Below are 246 nucleotides of genomic sequence, written 5' to 3' on the forward strand. Positions count from 1 at the left end.
ATCAATCACGGCACACAACGTCTCACCGAGCGCTAGTGATCCTGGCTTATGTAACTTAACTGGCGGGATAGGGCTGAAATCGTCCTGGTTGACGTACTTATCGACCGTAGCGCGAGATACCGATACCGCCTTCGCGATCGCTCGTCGGGACATTCCCTCGTCATCGAGCTGTCTGATAGTTTCGATCGTGGTCATGCTGATTGTCATCTACTTTCTGGTCCCTTCCTGAAAAACCAAGTCCCGGAC

1 protein-coding gene is annotated in these 246 nt (G+C 52.4%); it reads right to left on the bottom strand.

Annotation, left to right across the window (positions count from 1 at the left end):
• On the bottom strand, positions 1-195 hold a 195-nt coding region (locus HMPREF2656_RS00010), incomplete at its 3' end, for a helix-turn-helix domain-containing protein (RefSeq protein ID WP_168167507.1).
• Between the last annotated feature and the right edge of the window lie 51 nt (positions 196-246).

It is taken from the genome of Corynebacterium sp. HMSC034B08, from assembly GCF_001835805.1.
In the GTDB taxonomy this organism is placed as follows: domain Bacteria; phylum Actinomycetota; class Actinomycetes; order Mycobacteriales; family Mycobacteriaceae; genus Corynebacterium; species Corynebacterium coyleae.